The organism is Pseudomonas syringae (assembly GCF_002157375.1).
Lineage (GTDB): Bacteria > Pseudomonadota > Gammaproteobacteria > Pseudomonadales > Pseudomonadaceae > Aquipseudomonas > Aquipseudomonas syringae_T.
Genome location: NZ_MTSA01000015.1, coordinates 122864 through 138789, shown reverse-complemented (window position 1 = coordinate 138789; position 15926 = coordinate 122864). Strand labels below are relative to the sequence as shown.

The 15926-nt window shown below is 57.1% G+C and carries 13 protein-coding genes; 4 read left to right on the top strand and 9 right to left on the bottom strand.

Features of this window, described 5'->3' with window-relative positions:
- Window positions 1-9 precede the first annotated feature (9 nt).
- Complete coding sequence (locus tag BW686_RS19590) at window positions 10-1368, bottom strand: glutamine synthetase family protein (protein WP_084919153.1); 1359 nt, start codon at window positions 1366-1368, stop codon at window positions 10-12.
- 599 nt (window positions 1369-1967) lie between these two features.
- On the opposite strand from BW686_RS19590, the gene BW686_RS19585 reads away from it, so the two are divergent.
- Both BW686_RS19585 and BW686_RS19570 read left to right on the top strand, forming a co-directional pair.
- A complete protein-coding gene (locus tag BW686_RS19585) occupies window positions 1968-3344 on the top strand; it encodes a glutamine synthetase family protein (RefSeq protein WP_003413528.1) in 1377 nt (458 codons plus the stop codon).
- Between the two features lie 724 nt (window positions 3345-4068).
- A complete protein-coding gene (locus tag BW686_RS19570) occupies window positions 4069-4710 on the top strand; it encodes a TetR/AcrR family transcriptional regulator (protein WP_084919151.1) in 642 nt (213 codons plus the stop codon).
- Here the strand turns inward: BW686_RS19570 and BW686_RS27230 are convergent.
- The 8 genes from BW686_RS27230 to BW686_RS19525 form a co-directional block, all read right to left on the bottom strand.
- A complete protein-coding gene (locus tag BW686_RS27230; RefSeq protein ID WP_084919150.1) occupies window positions 4700-5830 on the bottom strand; it encodes an RHS repeat-associated core domain-containing protein in 1131 nt (376 codons plus the stop codon). The two genes, BW686_RS19570 and BW686_RS27230, sit on opposite strands and share 11 nt — an antisense overlap.
- Before the next feature lie 313 nt (window positions 5831-6143).
- Window positions 6144-7256 (bottom strand): RHS repeat-associated core domain-containing protein, encoded by a 1113-nt coding sequence (locus BW686_RS19560; RefSeq protein WP_084919149.1) that lies wholly within the window; start codon window positions 7254-7256, stop codon window positions 6144-6146.
- Window positions 7257-7389: 133 nt separating this feature from the next.
- Complete coding sequence (locus BW686_RS19555; RefSeq protein WP_002555770.1) at window positions 7390-7605, bottom strand: TOBE domain-containing protein; 216 nt, start codon at window positions 7603-7605, stop codon at window positions 7390-7392.
- Window positions 7606-7631: 26 nt separating this feature from the next.
- Complete coding sequence (ssuB, locus tag BW686_RS19550) at window positions 7632-8447, bottom strand: aliphatic sulfonates ABC transporter ATP-binding protein (protein ID WP_084919148.1); 816 nt, start codon at window positions 8445-8447, stop codon at window positions 7632-7634.
- Window positions 8444-9241, bottom strand: coding sequence for an aliphatic sulfonate ABC transporter permease SsuC (gene ssuC / locus BW686_RS19545; RefSeq protein WP_084919147.1), 798 nt, complete (start codon window positions 9239-9241; stop codon window positions 8444-8446). Before ssuC ends, ssuB begins: the two co-directional genes overlap by 4 nt.
- Before the next feature lie 28 nt (window positions 9242-9269).
- The gene (locus BW686_RS19540; RefSeq protein WP_084919146.1) at window positions 9270-10235 is read right to left on the bottom strand and encodes a sulfonate ABC transporter substrate-binding protein; all 966 of its coding nucleotides are present in this window, start codon (window positions 10233-10235) and stop codon (window positions 9270-9272) included.
- A gap of 972 nt (window positions 10236-11207) precedes the next feature.
- On the bottom strand, window positions 11208-11846 hold the full coding sequence (locus tag BW686_RS19530) for a peroxiredoxin (RefSeq protein WP_084919145.1): 639 nt from the start codon (window positions 11844-11846) through the stop codon (window positions 11208-11210).
- 169 nt (window positions 11847-12015) lie between these two features.
- Window positions 12016-13374: an OprD family porin gene (locus BW686_RS19525; RefSeq protein WP_084919144.1), complete on the bottom strand. Its 1359-nt coding sequence runs from the start codon at window positions 13372-13374 to the stop codon at window positions 12016-12018.
- Between the two features lie 758 nt (window positions 13375-14132).
- Between BW686_RS19525 and tauA the strand changes: the two genes are divergently transcribed.
- Window positions 14133-15110 carry a taurine ABC transporter substrate-binding protein gene (gene tauA / locus BW686_RS19520; protein ID WP_084919143.1) on the top strand — a complete coding sequence of 326 codons (978 nt, stop codon included), beginning with the start codon at window positions 14133-14135 and terminating at the stop codon, window positions 15108-15110.
- Window positions 15111-15136: 26 nt separating this feature from the next.
- The gene (gene tauB / locus BW686_RS19515; protein WP_084919142.1) at window positions 15137-15922 is read left to right on the top strand and encodes a taurine ABC transporter ATP-binding subunit; all 786 of its coding nucleotides are present in this window, start codon (window positions 15137-15139) and stop codon (window positions 15920-15922) included.
- Window positions 15923-15926: the final 4 nt, after the last annotated feature.

The following is a 15926-nucleotide window of genomic DNA, read 5'->3' as shown; positions in this document are numbered from 1 at the left end:
CCTGCAGAATCAGACGGCGAAGAGCAGGAATTCCCGCTCCCACGAGCTGATCACACGCTTGAAGTTTTCATGCTCGGCGCGCTTCACGGCGACGTAACCGATGATGAACTTCTTGCCCAGGTACTTCTCGATGGTCTTGCTGTTTTCCATGCGCTCCAGCGCGTCTTCGATGGTCAACGGCAAGCGCAGATTGCGACGTTCGTAACCACGCCCGACCACCGGCGCACTCGGGTTGATGCCTTCGACCATGCCGATGAAACCGCACAGCAGGCTGGCAGCAATCGCCAGATAGGGGTTGGCATCGGCACCCGGCAGACGGTTTTCCACACGGCGGTTCTGCGGCACCGCATCCGGCACGCGCAAACCGACGGTGCGGTTTTCTTCGCCCCATTCGACGTTCACCGGTGCTGAGGTGTCGGGCAAGAAGCGCCGAAACGAATTGACGTTGGGCGCAAACAGCGGCAACAGCTCGGGGATGAACTTCTGCAAACCACCGACGTGGTTCAGAAACAGCTCGCTCATGGTCCCGTCTTCATTGGAGAAAATGTTCTGGCCGGTCTCAATGTCGATGATGCTCTGGTGCAAGTGCATGGCACTGCCCGGCTCGCCGGTCATCGGCTTGGCCATGAACGTTGCCGCGACGTCGTGCTTGAGCGCCGCTTCACGCATGGTGCGCTTGAACACCAGAATCTGATCAGCCAGCGACAGAGCATCGCCGTGACGGAAATTGATTTCCATCTGCGCCGTGCCGTCTTCGTGGATCAGCGTGTCGAGGTCCAGATGCTGCAGTTCGCACCAGTCATAGACATCTTCGAACAGCGGATCGAATTCGTTTGCCGCCTCTATGGAAAACGACTGACGCCCGGTCTCCGGACGCCCAGAGCGACCGACAGGCGGTTGTAACGGGTAATCCGGGTCGTCACTGCGCTTGGTCAGGTAAAACTCCATCTCCGGCGCCACGATGGGCTGCCAGCCTTGATCGGCGTAGAGCTTGAGCACCTTCTTCAACACATTGCGCGGCGACAGCTCGATCGGGTTGCCCTGCTTGTCGTAAGTGTCGTGGATCACCTGTGCGGTAGGCTCGACGGCCCAGGGCACGACATACACCGCATTCTGATCAGGGCGGCAGATCATGTCGATGTCTGCCGGGTCCAGCAACTCGTAGTAGATCTCGTCCTCTACGTAATCGCCGGTCACTGTCTGCAGCAGCACGCTTTCGGGCAGACGCATGCCTTTTTCGGCGATGAACTTGTTGGTCGGCGAGATCTTGCCGCGGGTAATGCCGGTGAGGTCGGACACCATGCATTCGACTTCGGTAATCTTGTGTTCTTTCAACCAATCGGTGAGCTGGTCGAGGTTGGTACTCATAAATACCTCAGGGTTTTCTTGTCCTGATCGTGATCAGGCGTTTTTTCGACGCATCCGCGTCATGGTGTACAACTCGTTTCGGCAGGAGCCGATTAGGGGTAAGGTGACACCTGCAGAGCCGGATTTCCAGACGGTCGTGGTCACACTGACGACGCCGTTAAAGTGGTAATGTCCAGCCTTGAGAATAGAAGCAGACGGGCCTTGATGGCCGCCGGAGTGTGTCGCAATGTGCGTCAGTTCACCACGAGCACGGGTATCACAGGCATGATGACCGCTGTGCAGGCTTGCTGCCCGGGTGCCGGGCAAAAGGCGGTGATGCATTGAACACCCGCTGCTATTGTTTCTGTAAGGGGTTGCGATCGAGCTTAGCCTCGTTCATTTTTTTATACAACAGCCCGTTAAATATAGAAGACGGGGCGCTGTAGCCCTTATTTAAAGTCTGCAAGAAACAGGAAAAAACGCCCTAAATAGCAGCAAAAAAGGCCATCTGGCGCAGTTTTAGGGCAAAAAAGGCTCTATTGACTTCATCATGGCTTTCGGATTGACTGAGATCCGCAATCATTGATGATTGATATTTTTAACAACAAAGGTGTTGCATCATGTCGGTACCCCCGCGTGCCGTTCAGCTTAACGAAGCGAACGCGTTCCTTAAGGAACATCCTGAGGTTCTGTACGTTGACCTTCTGATTGCAGATATGAATGGTGTGGTGCGTGGCAAACGCATCGAGCGCACCAGCCTCCATAAGGTTTACGAGAAAGGCATCAACCTGCCTGCCTCTTTATTTGCTCTGGATATCAATGGCTCCACGGTGGAAAGCACCGGCTTGGGCCTGGACATCGGCGATGCTGACCGAATCTGTTATCCCATTCCTGACACCCTGTGCAACGAGCCTTGGCAGAAGCGCCCTACCGCGCAATTGCTGATGACGATGCACGAACTCGAAGGTGATCCGTTTTTCGCCGACCCGCGTGAAGTCTTGCGTCAGGTCGTCGCCAAGTTCGATGAAATGGGCCTGACCATCTGCGCCGCATTCGAGCTGGAGTTCTACCTGATCGATCAGGAGAACGTGAACGGTCGTCCGCAACCGCCGCGCTCCCCGATCTCCGGCAAGCGCCCGCATTCGACTCAGGTTTACCTGATCGACGACCTCGACGAATACGTCGACTGCCTGCAGGACATTCTTGAAGGTGCGAAGGAGCAAGGCATTCCTGCGGACGCCATCGTCAAGGAAAGCGCCCCGGCGCAGTTCGAAGTGAACCTGCACCATGTGGCAGATGCCATCAAGGCGTGCGACTACGCCGTGCTGCTCAAGCGCCTGATCAAGAACATCGCCTACGATCATGAAATGGACACGACCTTCATGGCCAAGCCCTATCCGGGTCAGGCAGGTAATGGTCTGCACGTCCACATCTCGATTCTGGACCGCGATGGCAAGAACATCTTCACCAGCGAGGATCCCGAGCAGAACGCCGCATTGCGTCACGCGATCGGCGGTGTGCTCGAGACCCTGCCGGCGCAAATGGCGTTCCTGTGCCCGAACGTCAACTCGTACCGCCGGTTTGGTGCCCAGTTCTATGTGCCTAACTCGCCGACCTGGGGCCTGGACAACCGCACCGTTGCGGTCCGCGTGCCCACCGGCACCGCCGATGCCGTGCGTATCGAACACCGCGTCGCCGGCGCCGATGCCAACCCGTATCTGGTGATGGCTTCCGTACTGGCAGGTGTGCATCACGGCTTGGTCAACAAGGTCGAGCCCGGCGCACCGGTTGAAGGCAACTCGTACGAACAGCACGAGCAGAGCCTGCCGAACAACCTGCGCGACGCACTGCGCGAGCTGGACGACAACCCGGTCATGGCCAAGTACATCGATCCGAAATACATCGATATCTTTGTGGCCTGCAAGGAAAGCGAGCTGGAAGAGTTCGAACACTCCATCTCCGACCTTGAGTACAACTGGTACCTGCATACGGTCTGATTGAGGCCGAGCAGCACAAGACGCCGCAGGCTTTGAGCTTTGCGGCGTTTTTGTATCCGGGGATACCCCCGTTCCTCACGCTCCAGCGTGGGAATGCATTTCATGACGCTCTGCGTCACTACTCTGCGCGCCAGTTCAAGATCGGACGCAGAGCGTCCAGAACTGCGCTACCACGCGCAGCGTGGGAGCGATAATCGTTTGGCAACGTATCCGGGAACTCTCGTTCCTCACGCTCCAGCGTGGGAATGCATTTCATGACGCTCTGCGTCACCACTCTGCGCGCCAGTTCAAGATCGGACGCAGAGCGTCCAGAACTGCGCTACCACGCGGAGCGTGGGAGCGATAATCGTTTGGCAACGTATCCGGGAACTCTCGTTCCTCACGCTCCAGCGTGGGAATGCATTTCATGACGCTCTGCGTCACCACTCTGCGCGCCAGTTCAAGATCGGACGCAGAGCGTCCAGAACTGCGCTACCACGCGCAGCGTGGGAGCGATAATCGTTTGGCAACGTATCCGGGAACTCTCGTTCCTCACGCTCCAGCGTGGGAATGCATTTCATGACGCTCTGCGTCACCACTCTGCGCCGCCAGTTCAAGATCGGACGCAGAGCGTCCAGAACTGCGCTACCACGCGCAGCGTGGGAGCGATAATCGTTTGGCAACGACAGAGATTCATCCAGTCAGAATCCCTTACAATACCGCTGCCCAACCAAGAGCCACGCCCATGACACGCGCCGCCGCCCCCCGTAAACCTCAAGCACGCAGCCAGGCCAGAATCGATTCGATTCTCGACGCCGCCCGCACGCTGCTTGCCGAACAAGGGGTGGCCAGCCTGTCGATCTACAGCGTTGCCGAACGGGCCAGCATTCCGCCATCATCGGTGTATCACTTCTTCGCCAGCGTCCCGGCGCTGCTGGAAGCCCTGACCGCCGACATTCACGCCGCCTTCCGCGCATCGCTTCAAGCACCTATCGATCATGACCAACTCACCACCTGGCGCGACCTGTCACGCATCGTCGAACTGCGCATGCTCGCCATCTACAACGCCGACGCCGCCGCCCGCCAATTGATCCTCGCCCAACACGGCCTGGCAGAAATCAACCAGGCCGACCGTCAGCACGACATCGAACTGGGGCACTTGATGCTGGAGGTCTTTGATCGCCACTTCCAGCTGCCTGCGCTGCCGGATGACGTGGACGTGTTTGCGCTGGCAATGGAACTGGGGGACCGGGTGTATGCGCGATCTGTGCAGTTGCACGACGAAATCACACCGCGCATGGCCGAGGAAGGCATGCGCGTGTTTAATGCTTATTTGGGGTTGTATTTGCCGGTGTTTTTGGGGAAGCGCTTGAAAGTCACAACCTGATAGATTCATTCAGACGTGCCGGATGTTGTAAATACTTAGCGTAGTTTCTTTTTTCACGCGCCACCACAGACCTCTTATTAATAAAAGTCGAGCGATTAAAAAGGGCAGACCCTTCACGCTCAAGACGCACCATATAATCGACCTGTGCTTGGCGGTATTGAACTTTCGCCTCATAGGGTCTGGTAAACAGCTGACCATTACGATAAATAGGACGATCAGGATGAATCGTTTTAAGGCCTACCTCCTTAAGCGCGGATTTATACTCCTTAAGCGCGGCTTCGACAGTAAGATCAGTACTAGCAAACCGTTTCCGGACACCGCCTCGTCGTGTCCTAAGTGAACTCGAACCCCCTGACGCCTTTATCTTCATGCCTGGAGCAGTAGATGCAAAGCTATTACTACCCATGACTGACGATGACTGATTGACTGCAGAACCAAAAAATGGGGCTGCTCCCGTACTCGTAACAACACTCGATTGATCATTCTGAGAAACTAGCTGCTTTAGTTTGCTGGTGACCGGCTTGGATATTATCCTGGCTTTCCTAAAAGACAAGAAGCCAACCTTGCTTATTGCTCTTATAGCAACGATTGTGATATGCCCCGTCGGATCCACAAACCCAACCGGATCCCCACCCACATACCCATACGCATTCAACCCGCCCTCATCAAACGGGCTCAAGTTGTCCGGGCTATTAAACCGCATCAACACCGGGTTATAAGCCCGGTAGCCATTCCCCAGCAGATAATGCCCGGTCGCCGGATCGCAGCGTTCGCCATTGAACCCCAATAAACTGGTCAATCCGCTTTCAGCCGGATGATGACCGTAGACGCTGTAAGCCATAGGCTCAGTCCCGGTTTTATCCACAAGCTGCAAGACCGAGCGCTGCTGATCGGTCGCCAACAGCGTGGTGTCTAACCGGTCATCAGTACGCCGCTGCTGGGCCAATAACAGGTCTTCATGCTGAAACACTGTGCGCCGCACTGTGCCCTGTATCTCGGTCGCCAGCCGGTTCTTCTGGTAGAAGCGCTGAACATCCGCCTGCCCGGCCAGCGAGCTGGATGCCAGACGATCCAACGGGTCGTAGCGGTAGCGACATAAAACTGCTTGTGGAGCGGCCATGACTGAACCCTCCGTGGTGAGCCAGCATTTAGCATCCTGCAAAAGCCTTGTATGGCCTACCTGACAAAACTGCTAGGTCAACACCTACGGACCCACATTGACACGGAACATTAGCAGGCTCGGGTGTTTAGTGACTCGTGCTGTCGGATGACGTGGATGTGTTTGCGCTGGCGATGGAACTGGGGGGAGCGGGTGCGCGCGGTCGGTTCAGTTGCATGGCCACACACCGCATGGCAGAAGAACACATGCGGGAGATTGAAGCTCGTATGAGGTTGTATTCGTAGTTCTTGGCAAAGAGACTATCAAAGCAACCTTATTTCATATTTTTTTCATAGCGCGTAATCATCCGCTTAAATTTAACTTCATAGCGAGTTTTATAACCCGCCTGCGCATCCCGATAACCCGTTAGCATATTTTCATACCGCATTAAGCTCGCTGCATTAGACGCGTTGTCGGGAGCATTTCGAGGCTGCTTAGTATAATACTCCACCAATGCCTCTGCTCCCCTAACCTTTAATTCATGCAGTTTAAGTCTTCTTTTCGCAGCATTATATTTTTTAGGCAATTCTGCACTCGCTTCCGTCCAAAGCCAGCGCTTCATACTCTGCCGATACGGAACCCCAGACATCTTACCCACTACATCACTTACACTACTGTTCAATAATTCATCACCAACGTCTGAACTACGAGCCAGCAATTTTTTGAAAGAGGCGAAAGACTTATCTGGAGAGACATGCGCTGATGATGTAGGGATCTGATCGTGTAAAGTAACTGACGTATTAACACTTGATGAAGGCGGCTTCCCGACAGTAGATGCCACTGGCGTAACAATACGCTTAAACTTCGTCCCAGACACACTATCGATAGACCGTCTACCGGACATCGGAGTGAACCGTGCATGCCCCGAAGAATCCCCAAACCCAACCGGATCCCCACCCACATACCCATACGCATTCAACCCGCCCTCATCAAACGGGCTCAAGTTGTCCGGGCTATTAAACCGCATCAACACCGGGTTATAAGCCCGGTAGCCATTCCCCAGCAGATAATGCCCGGTCGCCGGATCGCAGCGTTCGCCATTGAACCCCAATAAACTGGTCAATCCGCTTTCAGCCGGATGATGACCGTAGACGCTGTAAGCCATAGGCTCAGTCCCGGTTTTATCCACAAGCTGCAAGACCGAGCGCTGCTGATCGGTCGCCAACAGCGTGGTGTCTAACCGGTCATCAGTACGCCGCTGCTGGGCCAATAACAGGTCTTCATGCTGAAACACTGTGCGCCGCACTGTGCCCTGTATCTCGGTCGCCAGCCGGTTCTTCTGGTAAAAGCGCTGAACATCCGCCTGCCCGGCCGGCGAACTGGATGCCAGACGATCCAGCGGGTCGTAGCGGTAACGGCATAGCACCGTTGAGTCTGGAGAAGTCATGGCAGATACTTCAAAGGGAACCGGTCTTCAGCATCCGGCAAACCCGCTCCTACGCCTACCACGTAGAACTGCTAGGCCAACAGCAAAAAACCCCGGAGGGTCAGGACCGTCCGGGGTGTTTTTTGCGCATCGGTTACAGCTTGGCGATGGAAACTTCAGTCGATTTCACGAAGGCGATGACCTCGCTGCCGACGACCAGCTCCAACTCTTTGACCGAGCGGGTGGTGATGACCGACGTCACGACGCCGGAAGCGGTCTGTACGTCGATTTCCGACAGTACGTCACCGTGGACGATTTCCTTGATGGTGCCTTTGAACTGGTTGCGAACGTTGATGGCTTTGATAGTCATGGCATGTCTTCCTTTGGGGATCGGGGTTAATTTGCCCAGCGTAATTGCGTAGGCAGTGGCGAAAACGGTTCCGGGTCGGGTGGCGAGCCGGGCAGTGCCAACACGCGGTTGAGCACTTCGGCTTCCAGCGCCGCAAGACGGTGCGAGCCGCGAGCACGTGGACGAGGCAGATCGACCAGCAGGTCGAGGCCGATCTGCCCTTCTTCGATCAGAATCACCCGGTCGGCGATGGCGACGGCCTCACTGACATCGTGGGTAACCAGCAGAACAGTGAAGCCGTGCTGACCCCACAGCTTTTCGATCAGTTGCTGCATTTCGATCCGCGTCAGGGCATCCAGCGCACCCAGTGGCTCATCGAGCAGCAGCAGGCGCGGCTTGTGAATCAGCGCACGCGCCAGCGCGACCCGTTGCTTTTGCCCACCGGACAGTGCGGCAGGCCACTCATTGGCCCGTTCGGCCAGCCCGACGGCTTCAAGCGCTTCGAGCGCCTGCGCACGCCAGTCACCGCTGAGGCCCAGGCCGACGTTGTCGATGATCTTTTTCCAGGGCAGCAAGCGCGCTTCCTGGAACATCAATCGTGTGTCTTCGCGAGCATCGTCCAGCGGCGCAGAGCCTGCCAGAAGCTGGCCCTGCGTCGGCTTGTCGAGACCGGCGAGCAAGCGCAGCAAGGTACTTTTGCCGCAACCGCTACGCCCGACGATGGCGACGAACTGACCGGCCGGAATGTGCAGGTCGATATCCTTGAGCACTTCCCGGGTGCCGAACGCTTTTTTCAGGCGGTGTATCGCCAGCGGAATGCCGCGCAGCAGATGCGGCGGTGGCTGCTGTTTAAGACTGGTCATGCGGCACCGCCTTTGCTCGTTTGATAGGCCGGATGCCAGCGCAGGCAAACGCGCTCCAGGCCTCGCGCAGCCAAGTCGGCCAGTTTGCCGAGGACGGCGTACAGCACGATGGCCAGCACCACGATGTCGGTTTGCAGGAATTCCCGCGCATTCATCGCCAGGTACCCGATGCCGGAGCTGGCAGAAATGGTTTCGGCCACGATCAGCGTCAGCCACATGAAGCCCAGCGCAAAGCGCACACCCACCAGAATCGAAGGCATCGCACCCGGCAGAATCACATGACGAAACAGGCTGAAACCGGACAGGCCATAACTGCGGGACATTTCCACCAGCGCCGGATCAATGTTGCGGATGCCGTGGTAGGTGTTCAGGTAGATCGGGAACAGCGTGCCGAGCGCAACCAAAAAGACCTTGGCGGTCTCGTCGATGCCGAACCACAGAATGACCAGCGGAATCAGCGCCAGATGCGGGATGTTGCGGATCATCTGCACCGAACTGTCCAGCAGACGCTCGCCCCATGAGCTCAGGCCGGTGATAAAACCCAGTGCCAGGCCGATGCCGCCACCAATGGCGAAGCCGATACCGGCGCGCCAGCCGCTGATTGCCAGGTGAGTCCAGATTTCACCGCTGGCCACCAGTTTGACGCCCGCTTCAATGACGGCGCTGGGTGCCGGCAGGATGCGCGTCGACAACCATCCGGCGCTGACCGACAACTGCCAGACCGCCAGCAACAGGACAGGAAGTGCCCACGGCGCCAGCCGATGAACAATGCGTTGCGAAGCACTAAGGCTCATGGAGTTGTCTCCTCATGGGGCCTGATCATCACTGTGCCTGGGCCACAGCAGCAGGTGGCGTCCAGACCACATCAGCAATGCTGAGCGGCTTGGGGATCAGTTTCAGTTGGAAAAACGTGTCAGCGATCTTCTGCTGCGCGGCGACAACCGGCGGGGTGATGAACAGCGCGCCGTAGCCCTGTCGCTTCACCGAGGTCAGGGTAATGTCGGCAGGCAGACCCAGCAGGGGTGCAACCTGTTTGGTCACTTCTTCGGGGTGAGCCTTGGACCATTCACCCACCGCCCGCACTTCTTCGATCAGGGCCTGGATGACTTTCGGGTTGTTTTGCGCGTACGGCCTGGTCGCCAGATAGAACTGGTGGTTGTCGACGATGCCGGTGCCGTCTTTCAGCGTCCGGGCTTGCAATTGCTGCTCAGCCGCAGCCTGGTAAGGGTCCCAGATGACCCAGGCATCCACACTGCCGCGTTCGAATGCGGCACGCGCATCCGCCGGGGGCAGGAAGACGGTCTGGATATCGGAGTACTTCAGGCCCGCATCTTCCAGCGCCTTGACCAGCAGGTAGTGAACGTTCGAGCCTTTGTTAAGGACGACTTTTTTACCTTTCAGGTCTTTTACTGAAGTGATCGGCGAATCCTTGGGCACCAGTATGGCTTCGCTGTTGGGTGCTGGCGGTTCGTAGGCGACATACAGCAGATCCGCGCCAGCCGCCTGAGCGAAAACGGGAGGTGTTTCACCGGTCACGCCGAAGTCGATGGAACCGACGTTCAGGCCTTCGAGCAACTGCGGCCCGCCGGGGAATTCGGTCCATTGAACCTTGACGCCCTGCTCGGCCAGGCGCTTTTCCAGCGAGCCTTTGGCCTTGAGCAGCACCAGCGTGCCGTACTTCTGATAACCGATGCGCAGGTCCTGTGCCTGGGCCTGAGTAACCACGCCAAGAGCGACCGCAGCAGCAAACAGCGCGACAAGACCTCGACGCAAAATGACAGTGCGCATGCAGCGCTCCTTTACCGGGTATTGGACAGTGCCAGCTCGGTCAGTCACAGACGAGCAAAGCGGGAATAGAGACGACCTTAGCAGCACTTTTTTATATCTATAAATCTTATTTATTCATTTAGTTATTCCATAAATGAATATAAAGACCACACTACTGTTTGCGTATCGCGGCCAGGTGACGCCGAGCGTCACGCAATGCATTCCCACGCTGGAGCGTAGGAACGAGCGGTGATCGGAAGAACACCTATCGTGCCCATGCTCCGCGTGGGCATGCCGTTCTGGACGCTCTGCGTCCGATCTTGAGTATGCGGTGCGGCGCAGATGTGTGACGCAGAGCGTCACGCAGGGCATTCCCACGCTGGAGCGTAGGAACGAGCGGTGATCGGAAGAACACCTATCGTGCCCATGCTCCGCGTGGGCATGCCGTTCTGGACGCTCTGCGTCCGATCTTGAGTATGCGGTGCGGCGCAGATGTGTGACGCAGAGCGTCACGCAGGGCATTCCCACGCTGGAGCGTAGGAACGAGCGGTGATCGGAAGAACACCTATCGTGCCCATGCTCCGCGTGGGCATGCCGTTCTGGACGCTCTGCGTCCGATCTTGAGTATGCGGTGCGGCGTAGATGTGTGACGCAGAGCGTCACGCAAGGCATTCCCACGCTGGAGCGTAGGAACGAGCGTTGGTCGCAAGAACACCTATCGTGCCCATGCTCCGCGTGGGCATGCCGTTCTGGACGCTCTGCGTCCGATCCTGAGTATGCGGTGCGGCGCAGATGTGTGACGCAGAGCGTCACGCAATGCATTCCCACGCTGGAGCGTGAGGAACGAGCGTTGGTCGCAAGAACACCTATCGTGCCCATGCTCCGCGTGGGCATGCCGTTCTGGACGCTCTGCGTCCGGGCCAAGCGTGTTCGGGCGGCATAAAAAAGGGCCGTTAAACGGCCCAAATACCCCACGCTTGGTTGATCGAACAATCAGCGGTTTGGCTGTGGCGTCAGTCGCAGGTAAGGCGTGACTGCCTTGTAGCCTTTCGGAAAACGTTGCTTGATCTCGGCCTCATCCTTGATCGACGGGACGATCACTACATCATCGCCGTCGACCCAATTGGCAGGCGTGGCCACTTTGTAGTTGTCGGTCAGTTGCAAGGAGTCGATGACCCGCAGAATCTCGTGAAAATTGCGCCCCGTGCTAGCCGGGTAGGTAATGGTCAAACGAACTTTCTTGTTCGGGTCGATCACAAACAGCGAGCGCACCGTCAGCGTGTCATTGGCATTGGGATGAATCAGGTCGTACAGGTCGGACACCTTGCGGTCGGCATCGGCTAGAATCGGAAAGTTGACCTGTGTGTTCTGCGTGGTGTTGATGTCGTCGATCCACTTGATGTGCGAATCGACCGGGTCTACAGACAGCGCAATGGCCTTCACGCCGCGCGTGGCAAACTCGTCTTTCAATTTGGCAGTGAAACCCAGCTCCGTGGTGCAGACCGGCGTGAAGTCGGCCGGATGAGAAAACAACACACCCCAGCTGTTGCCGAGCCATTCATGGAAACGGATACGACCTTCGCTGGATTCCTGCTCGAAGTCGGGGGCGATGTCGCCAAGTCGCAGAGTCATGGTGTTGCTCCTCGTCATGTTCAGGTGTGACTTGATATGAACTGACTGTGCGCCTCGCAAGCGAAAATTAAAAAGAATAAATAACGCCGCGCATATACCCATATGGAATATTGAAAAACAGACAAAAGAAACCCCGCACTGTGCGGGGCTTCTTCACGCTTCAGTACACTTACATGAAGTTGTAGGTGTAGTTGAAGATCAGACGGGTTTGATCGGTGTTGGACGAGTTGTTCAGGTCGCCATCGGCACGGTAAGTACCGTGACGCAGCGTTGTACCGAAACCTTTCATCGGACCGCTCTGGATCACGTAGTCAACACGCATGTCGGTTTCCCACTCCGAGTACTCTTCTTTACCGGTAGTGCGATCACGAATGTCGTCTGCGTGCAGGTAGGCGATTGCAGCTTTCAGGCCTGGAATGCCTGCTTTGGCGAAGTCATACGAGTACTGACCGAAGGTGGTGTTCTCACCTGCACGGTTGAAGCCGTTGACCATCGAGTCAGTGAACAGGTAGAAGCTAGAACCGCCGTTACCTTCAAGGCTCGAAGTGCTGGTGCCGTTCTTGGTGACGTTACCCTGGTTCAGGAAAACCATACCGCCGTCATCGCCGACCTGTTGATGGCCAACCATGAATGCATGGCCACCCAGGGCGTAAGTGAACATGGCGGACCAGGTGGAGTTATCCACTTCGCCAGCGTTCTTGGCGTAACCGTTGTTGTTGTTGAAACGGTAGCCGGTCGCTGCGTCGCTGTTTTTGCCGTCAGAGCTGCTGTTGAAATAACGCAGGTCAGTCTTGAAGGACTGGTTGTCGCTGATCGGGTAAACATGAACCAGGCCCAGGAAGTGTTGCTTGTAGAAGTCTTCCAGGTTGGCGTAGTAGTACTGCAGGGTCAGGTCTTTGGTGACTTTCCAGTCAGCACCGGCGAAGCGGAACTGATCGGCAGTCTCGGAAGCGCCGGCAATGGACAGGTCAGTCCAGTTGCTCGAAGCACGGCCGATGGACTTGTTCAACTGACCAGCAGTGAAGGTGACGGTGTCCAGATCCTTGGAAGTCAGGATGCCGCCCTGGAAAGCCTGAGGCAGAAGACGACCGTCGTTGCTGACCAGGATTGGCAGGTTAGGTGCCAATGCATTACCGACTTTCAGCTCGGTCTTCGAGAAGCGTACCTTGCCGTTGGCGCCCAGACGGCTCCACTCGCTGACAGCAGAACCGTCGCTGTCGGTAGGCAGAATGCCGCCATTGGCTGCAGCGGCGTGGTTGCCACGGCCGCCATCAAGGTGAACACCGACCAATCCCTGGACGTCCAGACCAAAACCGACAGTGCCTTGAGTGAAGCCCGACAGGTAGTCGAATTTCAGGCCAGTGGCCGTCTCACGGTTGTTGTGGGTAGTGCCTTCGCGGAAATCGTTATCGAAATACAGAGTACGAGAACTAACGGACGCTTTGCTGTCTTCAAGGAAACCAGCTGCACCGGCCTGCTGGGCCAGTACACCGACGGTTACGGCCAAGGCCAGGGTGGACTTCTTCATTAACTACGCTCCTCGTGAATCTAATTTTTTATGTCCTTGGTGCCGGGCGTTGCCCTGACCCAAGGATTTCGCGAAAGGCGACAGTCCCGACCTGGAGGTCAATGGATTCTGTCTACCCCGACTTTGACTAGACCGCGCATGTCAGAGGCCGTACGTGCGTGAAAACCTTAATATCCAAAAAGCCAAAAAATGCAGGCCTTAAAGAACATTCAGGCATATGTCACAACTCGTGTCAGCCCAGACGTCACGGAGTGTATCGACCTAATTGAGCAATTCCCAAAATTTATTTTGGTACCGTTCGTCAGATCTGTTGTTTTTATGCCACCGACCGGCCAAGTCACGACCAAGCGGTCACAGACGCCCACGACAGAACCCAATCAGCCTGTCAGCAAAAGCCTTGTAAAACGGGCACTTCGGGGAGATTAGGGAGTAAATGTGACAGTTGTCACCACTTTGACGCCAGTCCGTCCCAGGTCGTGAAAAAAATTCGAAATTCCGCTTTTCAGAAGGCATTTGAGGCCCTTTTCAGGGGTTCGGGCACGTCGTCAACTGTAGTCGAGATGAACAAAAAGGCAATTCCGGTGTCGTGCGCGTCTTTGTTCGGGCTGATCGGCAGATGCAAAAGCTTGATGCCCTGTGCATTCGCAGGGCAAAACACCTCATAAGCTAATGCTTAAAAGTTATTTATTTTGAAATTCTTAGATCAATTAGTCTCTGTTTCCAGCCAGTCTTCGGCCCGTCTGATTCGGAGCTTCACCATGAAACTGCACTTTTCCCTGCGCTTGCTGACCGCGTTATCGTTGACTGGCGCAACCTTTCTCGCGCAAGCGGCCGACTTTACGGTTGCTTACCAGACCACGGTCGATCCGGCCAAAGTGGCACAGGCCGATAACACCTACGAGAAGGCCACTGACTCAAAAATTGCCTGGCGCAAATTCGAGAATGGGGCCGATGTCATCACCGCCATTGCCTCGGGCGACGTACAGATCGGCTATCTCGGCTCAAGCCCCTTCACGGCGGCCGCTACGCGCAAGCTGCCGGTCGAGACGTTTCTGATCGCCACGCAGATTGGCGCCGCCGAGGCGCTGGTTGCCCGCAACGGCTCGGGGATCAATTCGCCACAGGACCTGATCGGCAAAAAAATCGCCGTGCCGTTTGTGTCCACGGGTCACTACAGCCTGCTGGCTGCACTCAAGCACTGGAACATCAATCCGGCCAGGGTCACGATTCTGAACCTCGCCCCGCCCGCCATCGCCGCAGCCTGGAAACGCGGTGACATCGACGCCACCTACGTCTGGGACCCGGCGCTGGGCGTGGCCAAGGAAACCGGCAAGGTGCTGATCACGTCCGGCGAACTGGCCAAGGTCGGCGCGCCCACGTTCGACGCCTGGATTGTGCGCAAGGATTTCGCCGACAAACACCCGGAAGTCGTCAAGGCTTTCGCCAACGTGACGCTTGAGGCCTACGCCCGTTACCGCCAGGACCCTGCTGCCTGGATCGCCGATACGACCAACATCGACAAGCTGACCCGGCTTTCCGGCGCCAAGGCCTCTGACGTGCCGGGCCTGCTGCAAGGCAATGTCTATCCGCTGGCCGCCGAGCAGCGCGCGCTGCTCGGCGCACCGACCATCGAGGCGGTGACCAAAACGGCGGTGTTCCTCAAAGAGCAGGGCAAGGTCGACGCCGTGCTGCCTGATTACTCGCCTTACGTCAGCGCCCGTTTCATTGCCCCGTAAGTGCGCTGAACGCGAGGAGACACAGCATGGCTCTGTTAAAACTGGAGCGCATCGGCGCTCATTATCCCGGCGCAACCGCACCGGTATTGGCGGACATCAGCCTGAGTCTGGGGCCGCAGCAACTGTTGGTCGTGCTCGGGCCGTCAGGCAGCGGTAAAACCTCACTGCTGAACCTGATTGCCGGTTTCATCCAGCCCGGCAGCGGGCGTATCACGCTGGACGGTATTGCCGTAGAAGGACCAAGCGCAGAGCGCGGCGTGGTGTTTCAGGACGATGCGCTGTTGCCTTGGCAGGATGTGCTGGCCAATGTTGCATTCGGCCTGGAACTGGCCGGTGTCAACCGCAGCGAACGTGAAGCACGGGCGCGGGAAATGCTTGCGCTGGTGGACCTGGCGGGCTTCGAGCAGCGAAGAATCTGGCAGTTGTCTGGCGGGCAACGGCAACGCGTCGGCCTCGCCCGGGCACTGGCCGCAGACCCGCGCATCCTGTTGATGGACGAGCCTTTTGGCGCACTGGATGCCTTCACCCGTGAACAGATGCAGGAGTTGCTGCTGCAAGTCTGGCAGCGCACTGCCAAACCGGTGTTTCTGATTACCCACGATATAGAGGAAGCAGTGTTCCTCGCCACCGACCTGGTTCTGCTGGCCCCCAACCCAGGGCGCATCGCCGAACACCTGCACCTGGACTTTGGTCGCCGCTATCGCAACGGCGAATCGGCGCGTGCAATCAAGTCTGACCCGCGCTTCATCGAGACCCGCGAGCAGGTGCTGGCCAGCGTGTTCTCTCAACGTAACGAGGAAAAGCACGCATGAGCAG

Excerpts from the sequence above, each read along its gene's own strand:
- BW686_RS19590 (WP_084919153.1), bottom strand. The coding sequence starts at position 1,368 with ATGAGTACCAACCTCGACCAGCTCACCGATTGGTTGAAAGAACACAAG.
- BW686_RS19585 (WP_003413528.1), top strand. The coding sequence starts at position 1,968 with ATGTCGGTACCCCCGCGTGCCGTTCAGCTTAACGAAGCGAACGCGTTC.
- BW686_RS19570 (WP_084919151.1), top strand. The coding sequence starts at position 4,069 with ATGACACGCGCCGCCGCCCCCCGTAAACCTCAAGCACGCAGCCAGGCC.
- BW686_RS27230 (WP_084919150.1), bottom strand. The coding sequence starts at position 5,830 with ATGGCCGCTCCACAAGCAGTTTTATGTCGCTACCGCTACGACCCGTTG.
- BW686_RS19560 (WP_084919149.1), bottom strand. The coding sequence starts at position 7,256 with ATGACTTCTCCAGACTCAACGGTGCTATGCCGTTACCGCTACGACCCG.
- BW686_RS19555 (WP_002555770.1), bottom strand. The coding sequence starts at position 7,605 with ATGACTATCAAAGCCATCAACGTTCGCAACCAGTTCAAAGGCACCATC.
- ssuB (WP_084919148.1), bottom strand. The coding sequence starts at position 8,447 with ATGACCAGTCTTAAACAGCAGCCACCGCCGCATCTGCTGCGCGGCATT.
- ssuC (WP_084919147.1), bottom strand. The coding sequence starts at position 9,241 with ATGAGCCTTAGTGCTTCGCAACGCATTGTTCATCGGCTGGCGCCGTGG.
- BW686_RS19540 (WP_084919146.1), bottom strand. The coding sequence starts at position 10,235 with ATGCGCACTGTCATTTTGCGTCGAGGTCTTGTCGCGCTGTTTGCTGCT.
- BW686_RS19530 (WP_084919145.1), bottom strand. The coding sequence starts at position 11,846 with ATGACTCTGCGACTTGGCGACATCGCCCCCGACTTCGAGCAGGAATCC.
- BW686_RS19525 (WP_084919144.1), bottom strand. The coding sequence starts at position 13,374 with ATGAAGAAGTCCACCCTGGCCTTGGCCGTAACCGTCGGTGTACTGGCC.
- tauA (WP_084919143.1), top strand. The coding sequence starts at position 14,133 with ATGAAACTGCACTTTTCCCTGCGCTTGCTGACCGCGTTATCGTTGACT.
- tauB (WP_084919142.1), top strand. The coding sequence starts at position 15,137 with ATGGCTCTGTTAAAACTGGAGCGCATCGGCGCTCATTATCCCGGCGCA.